The sequence below is a fragment of the Vibrio aquaticus genome, assembly GCF_003970385.1.
GTDB lineage: Bacteria > Pseudomonadota > Gammaproteobacteria > Enterobacterales > Vibrionaceae > Vibrio > Vibrio aquaticus.
Window position 1 is genome coordinate 42395 of sequence record NZ_RXZH01000004.1, and the last position, 17988, is coordinate 60382.

Consider the following 17988-nt stretch of genomic DNA (forward strand, 5'->3'; position numbering starts at 1 on the left):
TACTAACCTCTCACTCTGTTTTCATTTTGCAAGATTTCATCAACTTAGCGGAATTCCCCTCTCTGTGGCACTGAATATGCTTTGTTTAGTAAAAACAATTTAGCGGCAATGTTTCGACACTGCGTGACGTTAAGGAGGACACTATGGAAGTTCAACGTCATACTTATTATCGATTGATCCACCATGGCATCAAAAGCCTGTTAGTGGATAGAATTGGCCATTTTACTGAGCTGGAATATCACGAATACCTTAACGGGATGACCGGAAAATCAAGCTGTTTTGCCATGAGTGATGACGAGCTCAGATTCACTGTTGATAGCTTGCGTAGTGAAGGCTATTTGGAAGATTGGAAACACTACTTATAAGGCAGATTTGCATCATGAACATCCCCTAGCGGATAGCGTGTCACCTTTGTTACAATGCCATTTTTGCAGCGACCGACTTGGTCGCTGTTTTGTTTGCACTGATGTCACGATGAGCCACAACATGAATACACCCAAAGGACAACTTCTTCTCCGAACCCTTGCTATGCCAGCCGACACTAATGCCAATGGCGATATTTTTGGCGGCTGGATTATGTCTCAACTCGACCTCGCTGGCGGTATTCTAGCCAAGGAGATATCTGCCGGACGTATCGTTACTGTGTCAGTATCTAGCATTACGTTTAAAAAGCCTGTGAAGGTTGGCGATGTTGTCTGCTGTTACGGTGAATGTACTAAGATTGGCCGCACTTCGATGAGCATTGACTTAGAGGTTTGGGTTAAGCCTGTCAAAGAGCACGGTGTAGAAGAACGCTTTATGGTGTGTGACGCGACATTCAATTACGTGGCGATTGACGCAGACGGTAAACCTCGTCCAATTCAATATGCCAGCGACTCAGTTCGAATTATCTTTACTTGAAAGCTTTCAAAGTCATTGATTTACGGTAGAGTAATGGTGATTAGTTTCATTCTCCAAATAAGGATATCCGGTTATGTGGTATGTCATTTTCTCGCAAGACGTTGAAAATTCATTAGAAAAGCGTCTGAGTGTACGCCCTGCTCACCTTGAACGTTTGCAAGCACTTCAAGATGAAGGTCGTTTGTTGACCGCAGGCCCTATGCCAGCGATTGATTCTGCTAACCCGGGTGAAGCAGGCTTTACTGGCTCAACAGTGATTGCTGAGTTTGACTCCCTAGCGCAAGCACAAGCCTGGGCTGATGCTGACCCTTACATTGAAGCAGGTGTTTACGCCAATGTTATCGTTAAACCGTTCAAGAAAGTGTTTTAATGAAAAGCGTAAGCGTTAAATCCCTATTGCTTGTGGCTTCAGCCGCTATTTTGGCTGGCTGTTCCTCAACGTCTGCGGAAAAACAGCGACACCTAGAGCTGTTGGCCGGAAGTCGTGCTGACTTACTGGCCTCTGAGCTTCCCTTAGAACACGGCCCTCTTGCGATTATGCGTGCCAACGCGAAGGGGACGACGATTGAAATCATGATGGTTTATAATCAAGAAGCGCCAGGTGCAAAGCCTACAGCCCAAGTACTTAAGCAAAGCATTCATACTTATTGCAGCTCACCTTCTACGAAGGAAAACTTGGAAGTTGGTCTGAGCTACCGAATTAAAATGCGTAACAGCCGCGGGCAGCTGATGGCCGATGAATTGGTCACTCAAGAGCGTTGTACCACGACGACAAAAAAATAAGATTTTGATAATAACCTCGCTTCGGCGAGGTTTTTTATTGATATGGGTTCATATTCTACTGCTTGCGCTCTCTTACAAGTCAACATATAGTAAATCCTCATGTCTCTCACAACGCTAATATATTGACTAGACTTAAAAAGTCTTACCTGTGAGCAGGTGATGACTCTCAAACGGGTAAATGGATAAATCCTCGGAGCTAAATACTATGAAAAAAATTCTAACTGCAGTGGCAATCACAACGGCATTCGCATCTTCAATTGCTGTTGCTTCAACGCCTGTGATGTTTTCATCAATCAACAACTTTAATGCGCCTGATGATTCAAACGTAGGCGGTGTTCGCCTTGCTGCACTCCACGGTAAAGTCGACACACTAAAAGGTGTGGATTTCTCTATTGTGGGCATGTCGGAAAGTGACGTAACAACAGGTGTTAACTTTGGCTTATTCTTTGGTGCTTCTAAAATCAACCAAGAGATGACAGGTGCGTCGCTAGGTCTTTTCAACTGGAACGAAGGCCAAACTACGGGTGTTAACCTTGGTGCGGTGAACGTGACTAACGATGTAAAAGGTGCCAACGTCAGCTTTGTGAATTACTCAGAAGGTAACACTATGGTTGATGTGGGCGCGGTGAACCTTTCGAGTGAATCAACGGTTCAGGTAGGCATCTTCAACAAGACCGCAAAAATTGAAGGCGTTCAAGTTGGCCTAATCAACTGTGCTGACAACGGCTTCTTGCCATGTTTCCCTATCGTAAACTTCGGCATGTAATCACTGCCTAGGTTTATTAATTAGATAGTAAAAGACCTCGCAAGTGCGAGGTCTTTTTGTATCCGAAATCAATGTTCGATAGCGCTTAGAATGTGCGGCTGTATTGCAGGCCCATTAGGATAGCGTTAGCGCTGGTTGTACCCTCTATTGTAGATACAACTGCACCTAAGTCAGTTTCTTCCGTTACTTTCACTTCTTTACCCATCAAATAAGTGAAACCAAAGTCGATATTTGATTTGCTATCGATATGGTAGGTAAATCCAGTAGAGAACCATTGACGATCTGAATCAGGAACAGATACGGATGTTAGCTCATCTTGAGCACTTTCGTCATACATATAACCCACACGTAATGTCCAATCACGGTTTAGGAAATAAGTACCACCAATTGAGTAGTGGAAACCGTTCTTCCATTCATAATTGTTCAGCGTACCAGACACATCAGCATCAAGAGTTTCAAACTCACGCCAACCCGTCCATTGAACACTGTAGTGTACTGCAAACTTGGTATCTTCAAGGCGATGGTAACCAGAAAATTCTGCCATATCAGGTAGAGGTAGCGTCAACTCATTGTTTGGTAAGCCCAAATACTCAATGTCACCTTCCGCTTTAATATCTGGGCTGTAACGGTATGACAAGCCAAAGCGATTGTTTTCATCAAGCTCAAATACAGTACCGACATTGAAGCCAATTCCGTAACCATCAACGTCAGCACTTAATGCACTAATTGTCTCATCTACAGTTACAGGTAGACCATTTCCATCATTCAATGCTTCACATAGTCTTTTCTGAGGGTTTTCTAGCAAGTTACACACATTGCCTGAAATATTAAGGTTGGTGTTTCGTTCTAAAGTTCCTTGACCATAGATCAAATCTAGCCCTGCACCAAAACTCCACTGCTCATTTAAGCGGTAAGATCCTGCTAGCCCTAGGTTAACACTCATGATCTCTGTTTTGCCGCCATACTCTTTTCCAGCAAAAGTCGCATCATCGAACTCAGTACTTGTACCGAAGTTTGAGTATAGATTTACACCCCACGCAAACTGATCATTTACAGGTACAATCAAATGGATGTTTGGCGCTACTGACGTACCACCAGCGTTATCATAGTTAGAGTCTACTGTATCTGTCGTCGCGAAGGCTTTGTACTTAGCATCAGTTACACTGATCTCAGTCGTGATGGTTTCAAAGCCAAGAGATAGCGACATCTCATCAAACAACGCCATGGCTGCAGGGTTACGAGCCATGACCGATGCGTTGTCAGCAATAACAGCGTCACCCGCGAATGCGCGGCCAATGCCGGTTGCAGACTGTGCATTTAGCTGAAAACCAGCAGAATGAGCTTGATAAGAGAGAAGAGCAGCGCCAACGAGAAGAGCTGACTGAGCGAAAGTAAATTTCTTGTACATGGAAAGTTCCGTAACAGTGCGTTTGACCTTTCCTTGGTATCAATTGCCTTATCCATACGGCGTATTGTTGATATTTTTACAGAACTTTATTCCTTAGTAAATGTCATACTATAAAAAACCAAGCGGATTCTCAGTGTAGAGCAAAAGCTCTATAGCAATCACGGGCAACCAGAACTGGTTTGACCAGATAGGATAAATCAATCACGCTTCCCTTTCAGACCAGAAATTTGGTGAATTTTTTATTTCACCATTAAACATCTTTTCATGGCGTTCACTTCCTAATATCAACCACCTAGACAAATCCTGAGTGCGATCGAGCCAATATTAAGCATCTCACTTTAGAAAAGTTGACTATTTTTTATGCAGTTTTGTTTGACGTTTGGGGATCGCACTCCTAACTTTTCATATTAGTGTCATAACCAAGGAGGCCCCAATATGAAACGTGCAAGTAACTCTTATCGTCTGCAATTGATCAAAGAAGTCGCCACTCGAACAGAGCGACTAAACGGTGGCGATCCGATGGCCAGCTATATCCAACACTTGATCGATGATAAGAGCCTCGATGAGCGAAATTGTGAACAAAACCAACGCTTTTCAGGCAATCACTTTGATGATCATGCCGGTGGTTGGGTAAGTGACCATTGGGGGCCTAAATAGAGTGTCGAGCATCACCTACCGGTAAGAGAGGTTCTACACCTTCGCGATTGAGAATCTCTCTTTTCTCCCCTTCAGACAGCCGATACCAAAGATACCTTTCTTGGCGCGAGCGTCCGCAGCCTAGGCACTTTCCGTGACAATCCGCTTCACAAACCCCAATGCAAGGATTAACGACTTGATGTTGCATATCCATATTACACCTCAATATACAGTACGCAATAATTAAGATATAGGACAGTTATGAATAGCTGTAAAGGAAGAATGTCAAAAAAGATCTTGTTGTGGATCAGTGTCTTGCTGAATATCTAAGCTTTGAGGAGGGGGTTTACGATGCTTTCGAATGTAACGTTGACGACAGAGTTTAATCACATGCAGTTGCTCTGCCGGTGTGAAGTTTAGCCAGTTGAAACGCTCTTCTCTTTTACGCATACAGCCCTGACAGTAGCCTTTTTCATCTACTGTGCAGACCCCTACACAAGGGTTTGGGACGGTAAAAAACTCTAGCTGCTGCAACGCTAAGTACCTTTCTGTGACATCTACTCAATACTGTAATAAATCTATAATTAGATGTTATTCAATAAGTTCCATTATGTGATTCATACCAAACTATGACGCAGTGCTGACAAAAACAGTGTTTTATTAACTATACTGCTCCCATCAGCCATCGTTTTATGGCTTATTAACCTAATTATTGGAGTTGATTTATTATGAAGCTTAGTCCAAAAACATTACTTGCAGCAATGGCCCTTCCTTTCGTAGTAACTGCATGTGCAAGCAATGGTGACGATGTGAAACAAATTACAGCTCAAGATCTACAGCACCACAACTGGGAACTGGTTAGCGTTGACGGTAAAGACATCGTACTAGAAGGTCGTCAAACTGCACCACGCCTAGAAGTTGGCGAGAAAATGACGGCAAACGGTAACGCAGGTTGTAATAATTTCTTCGGCCAAGCAGAGCTAAAAGACAACCAGTTCCGCATTGAAAAAATGGGTATGACAATGAAAATGTGTATGGGCGACATCATGGATGTTGAACAAGCATTCTCTCAAACATTGTCTGACTGGAGCGACATGACACTGACTAAAGATGGTCTGGTGCTAAAAAATGACGTTCACACCCTAACGTTCAAGCTTAGCGATTGGAAAAACTAATCACTAAGTTGGTATTGAGAAGGCAGCCCTGTGAAGTGGCTGCCTTTTTTATTGTCTTTCATCCCTCTCCTCAAGAATTTCAGCAATTCCTCAAAAAAATACACTTTTTTCCTTCATACTGAATGAATAATGATTTCAATCCGGTCTATCGGATTACGCTATCAATTCAAACCTATAACAAGGACCATTATGACAAGGCTGATCACTCTACTCTCTTCTTTAATGCTCTCTTTCTCTGTTTCGGCCGCTGACAACTGGCAGCAGATCGAAGAGAAAGCAAAAGGGCAAACGGTTTACTTCCATGCGTGGGGTGGAAGCCAAGAAATCAATAACTACCTTCGTTGGGCGGGCTCAGAGCTCAAGAAACAATATGGTGTGACCTTACAGCATGTAAAAGTGACGGATATTGCTGAAACCACCACACGCCTAATCGCAGAAAAAGCCGCGAACAAGAACAGCGGTGGTAGCGTCGATATGGTTTGGATTAACGGCGAGAACTTCAAATCAATGAAGCAAAACGATTTGTTGTTTGGCCCTTTTGTTGAGTATTTACCTAGCTGGCAGTACGTTGATAAGTCGCTCCCTGTGGATAGTGATTTCTCTGAACCAACGGAAGGACTAGAAGCACCATGGGGTGTCGGTCAACTGGTGTTTATCCATGACGCGAAGACATTGAATAACCCACCAAGCTCTTTCAGTGAATACTTAAGCTACGCTAAAGCATTCCCGAACAAACTAAGCTACCCTCGCCCGCCAGAATTTCACGGTACCAGCTTTTTGAAAGCGTTGTTGATTGAACTAACAAACAATGATGCTTCTCTGCAACGCCCTGTTGATGAGAAAAGCTTCCCATTGGTCACAGCGCCTCTTTGGTCATATTTGGATGAGTTTCATCAGGTAGCATGGCGCCAAGGTAAGCAGTTCCCAGCAGGCAGCGCGGAAACATTGCAGCTGCTTGATGATGGTCAGCTCGATGTCGCCATTACTTTCAACCCAAATGCGGTATTTTCAGCACAAGCGAATGGTAATCTAGCAGAAACGACGGCCGCTTATGCGATGGATGCAGGTGCGCTGTCTAACATTCACTTCTTAGCGATTCCATGGAATGCTAACGCATCAGAAGGTGCTCAAGTAGCGATTAACTTCCTTCTAAGCCCTGACGCGCAATCTCGTAAAGGTGACCTAAATGTATGGGGCGATCCGTCAGTATTAGAAAACCAACACCTAGTCGGCAATGCGAAAAACACCACATTGTTCAAATCTGTGGCGGAACCGCACCCAAGCTGGCAAGCCGCACTAGAATCTGAATGGCAAAAGCGTTACGGTAACTAGGTTACCGAACATCATTTAAGTGAGATAAAAGCCAGATGTTACGAGCTGCCTATCTTTTACTATTAACACTGTGTATCGCCCCGATGCTCCCTGGAGTCATTGGGGTTGGGCTCTCGTCATTTGGTTATATTCCACCTGTAGGGCTCAATCACTTTTCATTGGATGCCTATCAACAGGTGTTCGATTGGTCAGGTGTCTTTCGTTCCATCGGCTTAAGTCTGTTTAGCTCGGTAGCGAGTACCTACCTATCATGCTTATTCTGTTTTGCGATTTTGCAAAGCCTTTGGCTTAATAAGCATTGGCACCGGGTCGAAACCTTGTTGTCGCCTTTACTCGCTATGCCTCACGTTGCGTTTGCGATTGGCTTCGCTTTTCTATTTTCTCCGACAGGGATGATTGCACGGCTCGCTGCACAAGGCTTGGGTATTGAACTCGATACTGGTGATGCATCAACCGTAGTCAACGACCCCTATGCTGTTGGACTGGCGATTGCGCTTTCATTCAAAGAAGTGCCCTTTTTACTATTAATGAGCATTCCGGTTCTTCAGCAACTTAAAGTGGATAAAGTTGCTCAAGTCAGTGCTTCTTTGGGCTATTCCGAACCGCAATATTGGTGGAAAGTGATATTGCCTCAGTGGCTTGCAAAAATGCGTTTCGCTTTGTTTGCGGTTGTTGCTTATGGCGTATCCGTCGTCGACTTGAGTTTGATCTTAGGCCCGACGAATCCTCCCACTTTTGCCGTACTTGTGTGGCAATGGTTTAGCGACCCTGACCTTTCTCTATTACCACGAGCCGCAGCCGGTGCGGTAGTGTTGTTTGGTTTAGCCAGTGGGTTGCTGTTGTTCGTCGTGGCATTTGAAAAGCTCGTCACTCAATATTTGGGCGCTTGGCAATACAGTGGACGCAAAGGCATCCCCTTGCCTGGTAAAACGCTTTTCAGCCTCTCAGCCCTGTTGGCGGCGGTGATGTTCCCGCTTATGTTGGTTTGGAGCTTTGCTCACCGCTGGCGTTTTCCTGATCTTCTACCAAGCCGTTACAGCGAGCGATTCTGGCAATATGAATGGAGCAACATCATTCCAACCATCAACCAAAGTTTATTGATTGCCCTTTGTACCGCCTTTGTTTCTCTTATCCTTGGGCTTATCGCTCATGAGTACCGGATTAAACATAAGTGGCACCTGCCGAGTTACGTGATTGCATTGCCAATGTTGATCCCTCAGCTTTCTATTTTGTTTGGCTTGCAGGTGACAACGCTATATTTGGCCTCGGATGCGTATCTTCTTTGGGTGGTTTGGTCTCATGTATTTTTCGCCTTCCCATTTGTTTACCTAGCATTAAGTGGGCCATGGGAAAGCTACGATAACAATTACACCAAAGCGGCTTTGAGCTTAGGTAAGTCGCCAATCTATGTATTTATTGCAATTAAAGCTCGGCTGCTACTGCCCGCTATTTTGTATGCGTGGGCGGTTGGCGCGAGCGTAAGCCTTGCTCAGTATTTGCCAACACTTATGTTAGGTGGCGGCCGCATTGCCACTATCACCACAGAAGCAGTCGCCCTATCGAGCGGGTTCGATCGTCGAGTCACTGCAATTTACGCGATTTGGCAGGCGATATTGCCATTTGTCTTTTTTACATCGGCTATCCTGCTCAGCCGCTGGGTTCAAAGACGCTCTCAACCTACAATAAGAACAAAGGAATCATTTGCGCATGACGCTGCAACTCACAAACCTCGCCATCCATAAGAAAGATGGAGAAGCGCTTTTTTCCAATCTCAACATTACAATTGGCCCAGGAGAAATTGTCAGCCTGATGGGCCCGAGTGGCTGTGGGAAATCAACACTTCTGAATCTCATTGCCGGACACCTTAGTGATGAGTTCCAACATCAGGGTGATTTATCTTTGAATGGAGAGGACCTCTCAGCCAAAGAACCTCATCAAAGAAAAGTCGGTATATTGTTTCAAGACGATTTGCTTTTTCCTCACCTTAACGTTTGGCAAAACCTTGCTTTCGCACTACCTAATGAAGTGAAAGGTGATCGCCGTAAACAGCAAGCCATAGAGGCGCTTAACAACATTGAGCTGGCTCATTTAGCAGAATCGTTCCCCGACCAAATTTCTGGCGGCCAACGCGCACGTGTCAGCTTGACGCGTATGTTATTGGCCAAACCGCAATTGGCTTTATTGGATGAACCATTTAGCAAATTAGATAAGGCGCTAAGAACCCAGTTTAGAGATTGGGTCGTCGAACAACTCCAGCAAGCGCAAATTCCGGCACTCATGGTCACTCATGATAGAGAAGATGTACCACAAGGTAGCACCGTGCTGACTTGGCCTTGGGAGGTCACCCATGCTGGATAAGATCAGTATTAGAGTCATTCGCTGGCCATTGACTCAAAGTGCCAACTTGCTTAACAAAACCGGGGTGACTGCGAACCAAACCACCTTGTTCGGTTTCGTTTTAGGCTGCTTAGCTTTCCCAGCTTTGATTGCCGAGCAATATACGATAGCGCTGATGTTTATCGTACTGAACAGGATTTGTGATGGGTTAGATGGCGCATTGGCAAGAATCCAAGGGATCACTGATGCAGGAGGATTTTTGGATATCAGTTTGGATTTTCTGTTCTACTCCCTCATCCCATTTGGCTTTGTGTTGGCCAACCCTGAGCAAAACGCCATCGCCGGCGCTTTTTTGATTTTCTCATTCATAGGGACAGGCTCTAGCTTTTTGGCTTTTGCGACCATGGCCGGAAAACGAGGCATTGATAACCCCGTTTACAAAAACAAATCCCTTTATTACATGAGTGGTTTAACTGAAGGGACAGAAACCATCGCCTGCTTTATCGCTTTCTGCCTTTTCCCGCAACATTTTGCGAGCATCGCTTATGTGTTTGGCGCAGCGTGTTGGTTCACTACCTTTACTCGTATTTATTCGGGGTTTCAGACATTAAAAGAGGAGCGTTAAGCTCCTCTCGTGTTTATAGGGTAATCTCTACTCGGCGGTTTTGGGCTCGCCCTTCCGCCGTTTCGTTAGTGGCGATTGGATTGCTTTCACCTTGTGATTCAACCGCCACATTCAGCTTTCCACTATCTGACAAATACTGCTGAACATTTTCTGCACGCTTGATACCGAGTGCAAAGTTGTACTTAGCACTACCTGTACTGTCTGTATGACCGGTTAGATTGAACTCTTTTTCACTCTGTTTAGCCACTTGGATAATACGATCAAGAATTTGCGTCGAAACTGGCGTCAACTGCGCTTTATCAAAATCAAAATAGACCGTTGCTAATACGTCACCTTCGTCACGCTGAACCAAATTACCATTGATGACCAAATATTCGGCACACTCGCGCTCAATCTCAAATCGACTGGCAAATAGCTCGATCAGTCGGTTTACATCGAGCTGTTCATTCTGATTTTGCAGCAGATTAAAACTGCCTGCATTTGGAATGAATGTTGTTGGTTGCCCAACCTCAACACTTAAATAGGTTGTTTGGCCTTTATTGTGGCAAACCTGCTCAAAGAGTTCAGAGCTCTGTTTACCCCATGCGGAAAAACACTGTAGCAGTGCCATGGCACCGATTAACTTGACGGGTTTGCTTATCATTTTAGATGTCCAATTTCTTCAGATATAAGATTTAAAATAATGTCCAAGAGTTCGTCTGGATTCTTGGCATCATAGACATTTTCTTTCCCGACACATTGCGTCAACGGGTTATCATTCACATCGTAGTCAAACCCTATCATCGCAAACTGGAATGTCACCGGGCGGTTGTCGGGTGTCTGTCGACTACTGAGCTCGCTCTTAATCACATCACACAGCCCCTCTTCAATTAGACTCTGTGTGGGAATACTCCGTAACGGCCCATAATATCCAGTACTATCATCACCATCAGAGAGAATAACCAACAATTGTCTTGGATTAGGCTCTGCCAAGCGCTCAAACAACTGTGCCGCTTTGATAATGCCTTGATATGATGCTGTTGCACCATCTGGATAAAAACCGCTCATTACGCTTCTGAGATTGGTAAAGTCATCGGCAAATGGGACAGTCTTAAAACCCACGTAATGATTGTTGTAATTGCTTCCATCACACACCATGCTAGGATCCGTTGCACGATCATAACGCCAATTTCGTACAGTGGTCTTTGCATCCACTTTTAATCCGCTCCAAGTAGATTTGAAGTAAAGTTGGTCAACAAAGTGCCACGGTCTTGTGCCCCACCTGTCACAGCGCATGTTATCATCCGGTCTAGCAGTAAATTCTGCGTAGGGTACCAGCGCAACTCTATTATTAATTTCTTGAATGCCTTGATAGCTTTCTAATTCATCAAGGACCTCATTGATTATCTCTTCTACGTGCTGATATTTAGCCTTGCGATTCCAACCTTCTCGCATAGAACCTGAGTAATCCATCACAAAGGCGACATCAATGCTATCACCTTGATACTTTCTCGCCGTGGCCTCATGCACAACATCGTAGCTCTCACCAAATCCAGCCCAACTTTCTGTCGGTAGCCAGGATTGCTGTTCAATAGAAACGTCCAGTGCATATTGCGCATAACGACTCGCGCCATCACAATCACGGCTATTGGATACATTACACTCTGTGCGCTCAATACTGGTTACCGTAATATCGACATCGCTAACATAGGCATCAATGTAGTTTGTTGCCAGAGCACGATTCTCCACTTGATCGAGGCTATTTTGCGCAGCTAGGGCTAACGCAGCGACCTCTGCTGCATCACCTAATCTCGCCTTGGTTTGAATCGCGCGAGAACCATCAATGGCTAAGGTAAAAAAGCCCCACATTGCTGGAATGATCAACGCAAAGAGTAGTGCTGCATGTCCGCCTTGCTTGCGTAAGCTGTGCTGTTTCATCATTAGCGGCCCATCATAATGGAAGAGGATTGAATCGTCGTGAAGTCTTCATCAAACAAGTCACCAGCCCAATTAGCTGTTTCGTAGCAAAGTGTTACTCGATAAAGTGTTGCTCTACGCCCCCACGAAGTGACCATTGAGAGATCTTGCATCTGAGAGATGGTTTGCTCTAGTTGGCAGCCTCTCCCCTGCTCTATCGTCGACACGGAAGCATTACCTTCAAAGTCAAACTGCAGCAATTCAAATTCACCACCAAAGTTCGCGCTATCATAACCGCCTAAGGTGCGGTTCAATGACGAACGTCCGACTGAGTAAATATCGGCTACCATGGCTTGATCAATGTCGTAATTGTCTTTGCCGTAAAGCTGCGTTCGTTCTTTGATGATGTTAACCAGTGAGTAAGACAAGCGGTCCATTTTTCCTTGAACCGATAGCTTTACCACCCAGTCAGCAGTAAAAATAAGCATGGTGGAGAAGACCACACCTAGCAGAGCAAATTCGATCGAGAACGCACCTCGTTGCTTAGATCTTAAATTGATCACGTTCGAACTCCTGAATCACAATCACTTCTCGGGTGAAGTTGCTAGTTCCGTCCATAAAGAACGCCAGCATCGGTTGATATTCATAACTGACACTGTAAATGGCTAATGAGCTGTCTGTTGGCTCACCACACTCAGTTTCTGTCTCGTCATCGTTTTGTGAGCAGTCGCCACCGATGCCGTTGTAGCGCCCTAATTCATCTAGCGAAGCAAAGTAGTGCACAGAAAGGTGATACTTGTCTGGATCAATGATTCCGCCAAAAGCGCCAGATTGCTCTCTGATCACACGCCTAAATTCGGTCATAAACGTGCTCTGACTGTTGTTTTCCGAGTCATTCGTTACTTTCTTTGCCTCACGGGAAGCTTCCGCTATGGCCAGATCATTAACCGATGACACATAGGCGATGTACCCCATCTCAGCCCAAAGCATAATCATTAAGAAAAAGGCCATAAAACCTAAGCCGAACTCAATCGACACGGCACCGGTTTGCTTGATTCTTTTCATGGATTACGGCCTATGCTCTAAACCATCGAGAGCGCTCTGCTCCATGGCAGTGACAATGTCATTAATCTGCTCATCACTATAATCGTGTTCCAGCAGCGCTCTCGCTTGTGGGTATTGCCCAAGCTTAACCAAAGCGATGGTCAAATTGGCTTTAGCTTTCGCATCTTCTGGGTTGTTGTTGTATACCGAGATCAGCAAGTCATAACTTTCTTGATAGCGCTGTTGCAAAATGTAGAGTGCCGCTAAGTTGTTCTTCACCACGTCTTCTTGATAGAAGCGCTTTCGTGACTCAATAAAGTGAGACTCGGCTAATTCAAACTCACCTTCAACGCTAGATAAAATGCCGGCAAGGTTATGCGCTTCACCGCTTTGGCTGTTAAGCTCTAGGGACTTCGATATATGCAATGAAGAGAGATCCAATTTATTGAACTGAAAGTAGGCTTTGGCTAGAAGTAATTCAGATTCAAAATCCAACTCGGAACTTGGTAATTGTTTTAAAACAAAAATGGCCGCTTCTGCGTCATCCGCATCTAGGTAAGCGCCTGCCAATTTACGGCGCGTCTCTGCGTTCTCTTTTTGCTTAAGTTCGTTTTTGTAAAACTCAATCAACTTACCTTGGTTATTGGTTTCGACAAAAATCTGCTCTTTGTTTTCATTGATGAGCTTATCTCGGTCATATTGAGAAGAGGCGCAGCCAGAAAGTAGCAAAACCAAGACGATCAGTTTGTTATATCCCATCCATTAACCTCATCATTGCTGGAGCCAAAATAATGATCACGATCGGCATCATGATAAATAGGATCAGTGGCATCGACATTTTTGCTGCCAATTTTCCTATCTTTTCTTCTGATGTAAGCATGTTCACGTCACGGATATCGGCCGCGAGTGTCGTCAATACCGAATAAATGGATGAGCCGTACTGCAAGCTCTGTTTGAGTGTCATAACAAAACTGCGTATTTCTGGGGTCGGTAGTTTTTGATACAGCTCGTCAAGCGCTTGCTCTAACCCGACAATTTTTGCTCTGTCATTAACCCGCGCGAGTAATTTAGCGAGCTCTTTGTCGAAGGCTTTGAGTTCAATCGCAAGGTATTTCATTGCTGCCTCAAGCGTCATACCGGTTTGGACACAAATCGCCATAAGGTCGAGTAGATAAGGCAGTTGGCTCGCGATTCTTTGCTGACGTGATTTCTTCCTAGCGGCTAGAATAGAATCAGGGGCAATGATGCAGCTAACGAACCAGATAGCCATAAAGGAAATCATCTTACCGGAATCAATTAGGCCGAACTGGCTCATCAAATAGAGCGCGCCAATACCGACTAATGAAATACCATATTTTATGTGCATATAGTATTTAGCAACGTTCGCGTTCTCTATCCCGGCGTCTTCAAGCTTGTTCTTAATCTCATCGTGTTGTGAGGTAAATGGCGAGGTCAGCTTTTCTAATGCGGCCTCAAGGCTATCGACTTCCTTTTCAACCACATGTTCATTCTCGTCATCAAGTAACTGATAGATTTTGAACTGCCTTTTCCGTTTTGCCGAACGCCAAAGCTGATAGGCGATGATGGAGACGCCCCCAGTAATCATTGAAAGTGTAATAAAGATGCTAAGAAATACTGTATTCACTTTTGCGCCCCTCTCATCAACATCCAAATCATAGACAGGCCAGCCACCTCACTACCGATCACGTAGTAAAGAATCGGCTTTCCTGCTGGATCAAAGATTAAAAACTCAAAGTTTTCTGGACTGATGTACTGAAGCATAAAGAGCACAGTAAAAGGCAGAGCTGCAACAATCTTGGCTGACATACGTGCTTCCGCGGTTAACGCGTATTTCTTTTTCTCAATAGCTCGCGCGTCAAACATCAAACGGTTTAGCCGCGCGATCACGTCTTTTAGCTGACCACCTCGCTGCATGTTGGCACGCAAGGTAATCACAAAGAAATAGAAAGAAGGATAAGGGAACCGTTCGCATGATTTTCGAAATACATTGTCTGGGGATTCACCAAGCTGCAGTCTCTCTCCCATTCGCTTGAACTCCTGCCCGACGTCACCTTGTAGTGTCTTACCGACATAAATGATCGCGTGCATGATACTTTCGCCTGAGCTAACAGCACTCGCTAACATATTTAAGGCATCGGGAAAGGCACTTTCAAATGCTTCTCGCTGACGTTTTTGCAACCACAAGTAGCCAATCACCCAACTTAAAAGCAGCGCAATCGAACCAACAACCAGAATATCTGTCTTCAAATATTTTTGGTTAAACGCTGCGGTTGCAGATAACACAAGGAAACTAAATACCGCGACTTTCGCTTCGGCAAACTTCCCGAGCTGGCGCTTAACATTCGCTATATGAGCTTTAAGTTGGTCCAGTATGGTTTTGTCAGAGAGTGCTTTCAGGTCAACCGCTTGTTGAGCTTCATCAATGGATGAGATCTTTAGCGATTGATTGGCTTCCTCAAGATAGTAGGTACGCTTGGCTTTCTTTTCTGGCCAAAATGCCGCTAATACAGCCACTCCCCCAAGGATCAACGCAAGCCAATAGATCATGCGACTTCCTCGACATTGAATGCTTGCGACAACTGCTGCTCTAAGCCGAAGAATTTCGCTTTTTCGACCAATACTGAACGCTGCATTAGGCCTGCTGTTACAAAGCGCCCCTGTATCTTGCCATGCTCTAAACTGGCTGAAATTGGTTGGTAGCGGAACATTTCCTCTAGAACGACATTCGATCCTTCGATCCCCACCACTTCAGTAATGCTCATTACTTTGCGACTACCATCATGCAGTCGGCTGATTTGTACAACCAAATCAACGGCGCTAACAATAGTGCGGCGAATCGCCTCAAGGGGTAAGTTATTGGTTGCCATCATCACCATCGATTCAACCCTTGAAATCGCATCTCTGGGCGTGTTGGCGTGCAGTGTTGACATTGAACCATCGTGACCGGTATTCATCGCTTGCAGCATTTCAAATGCCTCTGCGCCACGACACTCACCGACAATGATCCTGTCTGGTCTCATACGCAGTGAATTGATAACCAAGTCTCTCTGAGCAATCGCACCTGATCCTTCCGTTCCCGCAGTTCTCGTTTCTAGACGGACGACGTGAGGCTGAAGCAGTTTCAATTCCGCCGCATCTTCGATGGTAACAATGCGCTCTTTCTCCGAAACAAACTGAGACAGGGCGTTAAGCATGGTGGTTTTACCCGAACCCGTGCCGCCAGAGATTAGGATATTCAGTCGACAACGTGCTGCTATCATTAGCACCTTTGCCATCTCAGGGCTCATGGCACCAAAATCGACCAATTGCCCTAAATCGATACTCTGCTTTTTAAACTTACGAATCGATATAGAGGTTCCATCGATTGCAATCGGAGGAATGACGATATTGACGCGGCTTCCGTCAGGCAATCGAGCATCACAGGTCGGTGAAGACTCATCAACTCGGCGCCCTACTCGGTTAGCAATGCGTTTCGCAATTTGCAGCAACTGATCTTCATCAATGAAGGAAACATTCACTTTATCAACAATGCCATTTCTTTCGACAAAGACGTTGTTACAGCCGTTGATCATGATGTCACTGACCGATTCATCTTCCATCAAGGATTGAAGTGGGCCTAATCCGTGTAATTCATCCACTAAGCTCTTCACATACTCTCGGCGAATCACCGTCGCTACCGAAAAACCCAGTTTGTCGATCAGCATATCGACAGCATTAGAAAGCTGTTGAGTTAACATGTCCTTGGTTAGGCTTTGAACAGCCTCAGCATCTAACGCTTCAAAGATCTGTTTACGGATCTGGACATAAGCCGACTTTGCCGTATCCATCAGTTACCTCGCTTTAGCAATCGATGAATCCAAGACACTTTATCGCTGTTTTCCGGTTGCCCAAGCAACGCAGAAGTTAAGCAATGTAAGCTTTGACTCACTGGGTAGTCGTGCTGATAGATGTGCTTATCATCAAGAATAAGCTTGTTCAGTCTTGGTTCGTTAGGGAAAACGATATCAACGTCGCGGCCTAAGAATTGTTTGACTTCACTTTCGCTCACAGAGGCCGCTTTTTCAGACACTGTGTAATTTAGAACCACTAGGTAACGCGCATCAGAATTGGCAATTTCAAGCGCGCGTAGCGTTCTTTTTGCTTCTCTAACGCTTGACACTGTTGGCTCTACCAACAACACAACAACATCATAGGCATTGGCGATGTAATCGAGGTCTTGTTTTGAGTTATTGGCTCTTGAGAGGTCTTCTAGAATGAAATTGTATTGACCTGCCAACTGATCAGCCAAGGTACGGATATAGTCTTTCAGCTCTAACTCATTAAGCTCGTTCGATTCTAGCGAAATGAAAGCGAGCATATCATTCACCTTCTTCACTAAGCCCGATGCATACGTCGCATCAATGCTAGAGGCAAGCGAAGCGCGTGATATGTGTTTTTTCTCAAACTGTTTAATGCCGAGGAAAATATCTAGGTTGCCGCCACGAAAATCATGATCGATGATTAGGCTTGAAGATTTTTGTAAGTTAGAGAGCTCAAACGCAATTTCAGCCGTCAACATCGTCGCGCCGACTCCGCCTTTGGTGCCCCAAATGCCGACACGTTTTGCGGTTCTATCTTTGCCTAAACCGGAATTACGCTGTCGGTTACTGTTCACATTGCGCACAAAATCGATCAGCTCTTGCTTAGTGATAGGCCAAAAGACGTAATAGAAACCCATTTCTTTGAGATTTCGGATCGTCGAGATCGCATCTTCACTACCAATCACAATCACCGATGCGCTATTCGGCAATAGATGACTGATTCGCTCCATATCTTTCGTGACATTTTGGCTCAAGTTCAATTCAACAATAACGATCTCTACCCGAGATTCTCGAACGTGTTGTTGAATAGCAGCATCCCGGTTAGAAAGCATGGATGGCGCATTGATATTTTCGAAACGAAACGCTTCATCAACCAAATCCACACATTCTTGTGTCTGGTGAAACAGTACAGATGTAATGGTTTCCTTTTGTACTGTTTCTTCAAGGGACTTTGATTGAAGTTTACCGACTAAATCAAACATAAA

At 44.9% G+C, this 17988-nt stretch carries 23 protein-coding genes; 11 read left to right on the forward strand and 12 right to left on the reverse strand.

The window, feature by feature from the left end:
- Nucleotides 1–143 precede the first annotated feature (143 nt).
- The 5 genes from EJ063_RS10850 (at nt 144) to EJ063_RS10870 (ending at nt 2449) form a co-directional block, all read left to right on the forward strand.
- Nucleotides 144–365, forward strand: a complete 222-nt coding sequence (locus EJ063_RS10850) for a hypothetical protein (protein ID WP_126574301.1) — start codon at nt 144–146, stop codon at nt 363–365.
- 121 nt (nt 366–486) lie between these two features.
- Nucleotides 487–900: an acyl-CoA thioester hydrolase YciA gene (gene yciA, locus EJ063_RS10855; protein ID WP_439333280.1), complete on the forward strand. Its 414-nt coding sequence runs from the start codon at nt 487–489 to the stop codon at nt 898–900.
- A gap of 73 nt (nt 901–973) precedes the next feature.
- A complete protein-coding gene (locus tag EJ063_RS10860; RefSeq protein WP_126574303.1) occupies nt 974–1270 on the forward strand; it encodes a YciI family protein in 297 nt (98 codons plus the stop codon).
- The gene (locus EJ063_RS10865) at nt 1270–1683 is read left to right on the forward strand and encodes a GspS/AspS pilotin family protein (RefSeq protein ID WP_126574304.1); all 414 of its coding nucleotides are present in this window, start codon (nt 1270–1272) and stop codon (nt 1681–1683) included. The genes EJ063_RS10860 and EJ063_RS10865 overlap by 1 nt, the downstream gene beginning before the upstream one ends.
- 205 nt (nt 1684–1888) lie before the next feature.
- Nucleotides 1889–2449: a VC2662 family protein gene (locus tag EJ063_RS10870; RefSeq protein ID WP_126574305.1), complete on the forward strand. Its 561-nt coding sequence runs from the start codon at nt 1889–1891 to the stop codon at nt 2447–2449.
- An 85-nt stretch (nt 2450–2534) separates the two neighbouring features.
- Here EJ063_RS10870 and EJ063_RS10875 read toward each other — a convergent pair whose 3' ends face one another.
- On the reverse strand, nt 2535–3857 hold the full coding sequence (locus EJ063_RS10875; protein WP_126574306.1) for an outer membrane protein transport protein: 1323 nt from the start codon (nt 3855–3857) through the stop codon (nt 2535–2537).
- Nucleotides 3858–4292: 435 nt separating this feature from the next.
- On the opposite strand from EJ063_RS10875, the gene EJ063_RS10880 reads away from it, so the two are divergent.
- The gene (locus tag EJ063_RS10880) at nt 4293–4514 is read left to right on the forward strand and encodes a hypothetical protein (RefSeq protein ID WP_126574307.1); all 222 of its coding nucleotides are present in this window, start codon (nt 4293–4295) and stop codon (nt 4512–4514) included.
- Here EJ063_RS10880 and EJ063_RS21345 read toward each other — a convergent pair.
- Nucleotides 4507–4707 carry a DUF1289 domain-containing protein gene (locus EJ063_RS21345; protein WP_126574308.1) on the reverse strand — a complete coding sequence of 67 codons (201 nt, stop codon included), beginning with the start codon at nt 4705–4707 and terminating at the stop codon, nt 4507–4509. The two genes, EJ063_RS10880 and EJ063_RS21345, sit on opposite strands and share 8 nt — an antisense overlap.
- A 71-nt stretch (nt 4708–4778) precedes the next feature.
- Nucleotides 4779–5027 (reverse strand): DUF1289 domain-containing protein, encoded by a 249-nt coding sequence (locus EJ063_RS10890; protein WP_126574309.1) that lies wholly within the window; start codon nt 5025–5027, stop codon nt 4779–4781.
- 194 nt (nt 5028–5221) lie between these two features.
- On the opposite strand from EJ063_RS10890, the gene EJ063_RS10895 reads away from it, so the two are divergent.
- The 5 genes from EJ063_RS10895 to EJ063_RS10915 all read left to right on the forward strand — a co-directional run bounded on the left by EJ063_RS10895 (nt 5222) and on the right by EJ063_RS10915 (nt 9962).
- Entirely contained in the window at nt 5222–5668 is a 447-nt protein-coding gene (locus EJ063_RS10895) for an META domain-containing protein (RefSeq protein WP_126574310.1), read from the forward strand.
- 189 nt (nt 5669–5857) lie between these two features.
- Complete coding sequence (locus EJ063_RS10900) at nt 5858–7000, forward strand: ABC transporter substrate-binding protein (RefSeq protein WP_126574311.1); 1143 nt, start codon at nt 5858–5860, stop codon at nt 6998–7000.
- Nucleotides 7001–7035: 35 nt separating this feature from the next.
- The gene (locus EJ063_RS10905) at nt 7036–8742 is read left to right on the forward strand and encodes an ABC transporter permease (protein ID WP_126574312.1); all 1707 of its coding nucleotides are present in this window, start codon (nt 7036–7038) and stop codon (nt 8740–8742) included.
- Nucleotides 8708–9358, forward strand: coding sequence for an ATP-binding cassette domain-containing protein (locus EJ063_RS10910; protein WP_126574313.1), 651 nt, complete (start codon nt 8708–8710; stop codon nt 9356–9358). Before EJ063_RS10905 ends, EJ063_RS10910 begins: the two co-directional genes overlap by 35 nt.
- The gene (locus EJ063_RS10915; protein WP_126574314.1) at nt 9348–9962 is read left to right on the forward strand and encodes a CDP-alcohol phosphatidyltransferase family protein; all 615 of its coding nucleotides are present in this window, start codon (nt 9348–9350) and stop codon (nt 9960–9962) included. Before EJ063_RS10910 ends, EJ063_RS10915 begins: the two co-directional genes overlap by 11 nt.
- 13 nt (nt 9963–9975) lie before the next feature.
- Here the strand turns inward: EJ063_RS10915 and EJ063_RS10920 are convergent, their stop codons facing one another.
- From EJ063_RS10920 to EJ063_RS10960, 9 genes are read right to left on the reverse strand one after another with little or no spacing between them, the layout of a single operon-like run.
- Nucleotides 9976–10605: an OmpA family protein gene (locus EJ063_RS10920; RefSeq protein WP_126574315.1), complete on the reverse strand. Its 630-nt coding sequence runs from the start codon at nt 10603–10605 to the stop codon at nt 9976–9978.
- Nucleotides 10602–11882, reverse strand: coding sequence for a TadE/TadG family type IV pilus assembly protein (locus tag EJ063_RS10925; RefSeq protein WP_244225180.1), 1281 nt, complete (start codon nt 11880–11882; stop codon nt 10602–10604). Before EJ063_RS10925 ends, EJ063_RS10920 begins: the two co-directional genes overlap by 4 nt.
- Entirely contained in the window at nt 11882–12421 is a 540-nt protein-coding gene (gene tadF, locus EJ063_RS10930; protein ID WP_126574316.1) for a tight adherence pilus pseudopilin TadF, read from the reverse strand. Before tadF ends, EJ063_RS10925 begins: the two co-directional genes overlap by 1 nt.
- Nucleotides 12402–12923: a TadE/TadG family type IV pilus assembly protein gene (locus EJ063_RS10935; RefSeq protein ID WP_126574317.1), complete on the reverse strand. Its 522-nt coding sequence runs from the start codon at nt 12921–12923 to the stop codon at nt 12402–12404. Before EJ063_RS10935 ends, tadF begins: the two co-directional genes overlap by 20 nt.
- Before the next feature lie 3 nt (nt 12924–12926).
- Entirely contained in the window at nt 12927–13661 is a 735-nt protein-coding gene (locus EJ063_RS10940) for a tetratricopeptide repeat protein (protein WP_126574318.1), read from the reverse strand.
- Nucleotides 13651–14547, reverse strand: coding sequence for a type II secretion system F family protein (locus EJ063_RS10945; protein WP_244225181.1), 897 nt, complete (start codon nt 14545–14547; stop codon nt 13651–13653). The genes EJ063_RS10940 and EJ063_RS10945 overlap by 11 nt, the downstream gene beginning before the upstream one ends.
- Nucleotides 14544–15470, reverse strand: coding sequence for a type II secretion system F family protein (locus EJ063_RS10950; RefSeq protein WP_126574319.1), 927 nt, complete (start codon nt 15468–15470; stop codon nt 14544–14546). The genes EJ063_RS10945 and EJ063_RS10950 overlap by 4 nt, the downstream gene beginning before the upstream one ends.
- Complete coding sequence (locus EJ063_RS10955; protein ID WP_126574320.1) at nt 15467–16750, reverse strand: TadA family conjugal transfer-associated ATPase; 1284 nt, start codon at nt 16748–16750, stop codon at nt 15467–15469. The genes EJ063_RS10950 and EJ063_RS10955 overlap by 4 nt, the downstream gene beginning before the upstream one ends.
- Nucleotides 16750–17985: a CpaE/TadZ family protein gene (locus tag EJ063_RS10960; RefSeq protein WP_126574321.1), complete on the reverse strand. Its 1236-nt coding sequence runs from the start codon at nt 17983–17985 to the stop codon at nt 16750–16752. Before EJ063_RS10960 ends, EJ063_RS10955 begins: the two co-directional genes overlap by 1 nt.
- Nucleotides 17986–17988: the final 3 nt, after the last annotated feature.

What these genes read in the sequence shown, in the direction of transcription:
- EJ063_RS10850 (WP_126574301.1), top strand. Translation starts at nt 144, where the DNA reads ATGGAAGTTCAACGTCATACTTATTATCGATTGATCCACCATGGCATC.
- yciA (WP_439333280.1), top strand. Translation starts at nt 487, where the DNA reads ATGAATACACCCAAAGGACAACTTCTTCTCCGAACCCTTGCTATGCCA.
- EJ063_RS10860 (WP_126574303.1), top strand. Translation starts at nt 974, where the DNA reads ATGTGGTATGTCATTTTCTCGCAAGACGTTGAAAATTCATTAGAAAAG.
- EJ063_RS10865 (WP_126574304.1), top strand. Translation starts at nt 1,270, where the DNA reads ATGAAAAGCGTAAGCGTTAAATCCCTATTGCTTGTGGCTTCAGCCGCT.
- EJ063_RS10870 (WP_126574305.1), top strand. Translation starts at nt 1,889, where the DNA reads ATGAAAAAAATTCTAACTGCAGTGGCAATCACAACGGCATTCGCATCT.
- EJ063_RS10875 (WP_126574306.1), bottom strand. Translation starts at nt 3,857, where the DNA reads ATGTACAAGAAATTTACTTTCGCTCAGTCAGCTCTTCTCGTTGGCGCT.
- EJ063_RS10880 (WP_126574307.1), top strand. Translation starts at nt 4,293, where the DNA reads ATGAAACGTGCAAGTAACTCTTATCGTCTGCAATTGATCAAAGAAGTC.
- EJ063_RS21345 (WP_126574308.1), bottom strand. Translation starts at nt 4,707, where the DNA reads ATGGATATGCAACATCAAGTCGTTAATCCTTGCATTGGGGTTTGTGAA.
- EJ063_RS10895 (WP_126574310.1), top strand. Translation starts at nt 5,222, where the DNA reads ATGAAGCTTAGTCCAAAAACATTACTTGCAGCAATGGCCCTTCCTTTC.
- EJ063_RS10900 (WP_126574311.1), top strand. Translation starts at nt 5,858, where the DNA reads ATGACAAGGCTGATCACTCTACTCTCTTCTTTAATGCTCTCTTTCTCT.
- EJ063_RS10905 (WP_126574312.1), top strand. Translation starts at nt 7,036, where the DNA reads ATGTTACGAGCTGCCTATCTTTTACTATTAACACTGTGTATCGCCCCG.
- EJ063_RS10910 (WP_126574313.1), top strand. Translation starts at nt 8,708, where the DNA reads ATGACGCTGCAACTCACAAACCTCGCCATCCATAAGAAAGATGGAGAA.
- EJ063_RS10915 (WP_126574314.1), top strand. Translation starts at nt 9,348, where the DNA reads ATGCTGGATAAGATCAGTATTAGAGTCATTCGCTGGCCATTGACTCAA.
- EJ063_RS10920 (WP_126574315.1), bottom strand. Translation starts at nt 10,605, where the DNA reads ATGATAAGCAAACCCGTCAAGTTAATCGGTGCCATGGCACTGCTACAG.
- EJ063_RS10925 (WP_244225180.1), bottom strand. Translation starts at nt 11,882, where the DNA reads ATGATGAAACAGCACAGCTTACGCAAGCAAGGCGGACATGCAGCACTA.
- EJ063_RS10935 (WP_126574317.1), bottom strand. Translation starts at nt 12,923, where the DNA reads ATGAAAAGAATCAAGCAAACCGGTGCCGTGTCGATTGAGTTCGGCTTA.
- EJ063_RS10940 (WP_126574318.1), bottom strand. Translation starts at nt 13,661, where the DNA reads ATGGGATATAACAAACTGATCGTCTTGGTTTTGCTACTTTCTGGCTGC.
- EJ063_RS10950 (WP_126574319.1), bottom strand. Translation starts at nt 15,470, where the DNA reads ATGATCTATTGGCTTGCGTTGATCCTTGGGGGAGTGGCTGTATTAGCG.
- EJ063_RS10955 (WP_126574320.1), bottom strand. Translation starts at nt 16,750, where the DNA reads ATGGATACGGCAAAGTCGGCTTATGTCCAGATCCGTAAACAGATCTTT.
- EJ063_RS10960 (WP_126574321.1), bottom strand. Translation starts at nt 17,985, where the DNA reads ATGTTTGATTTAGTCGGTAAACTTCAATCAAAGTCCCTTGAAGAAACA.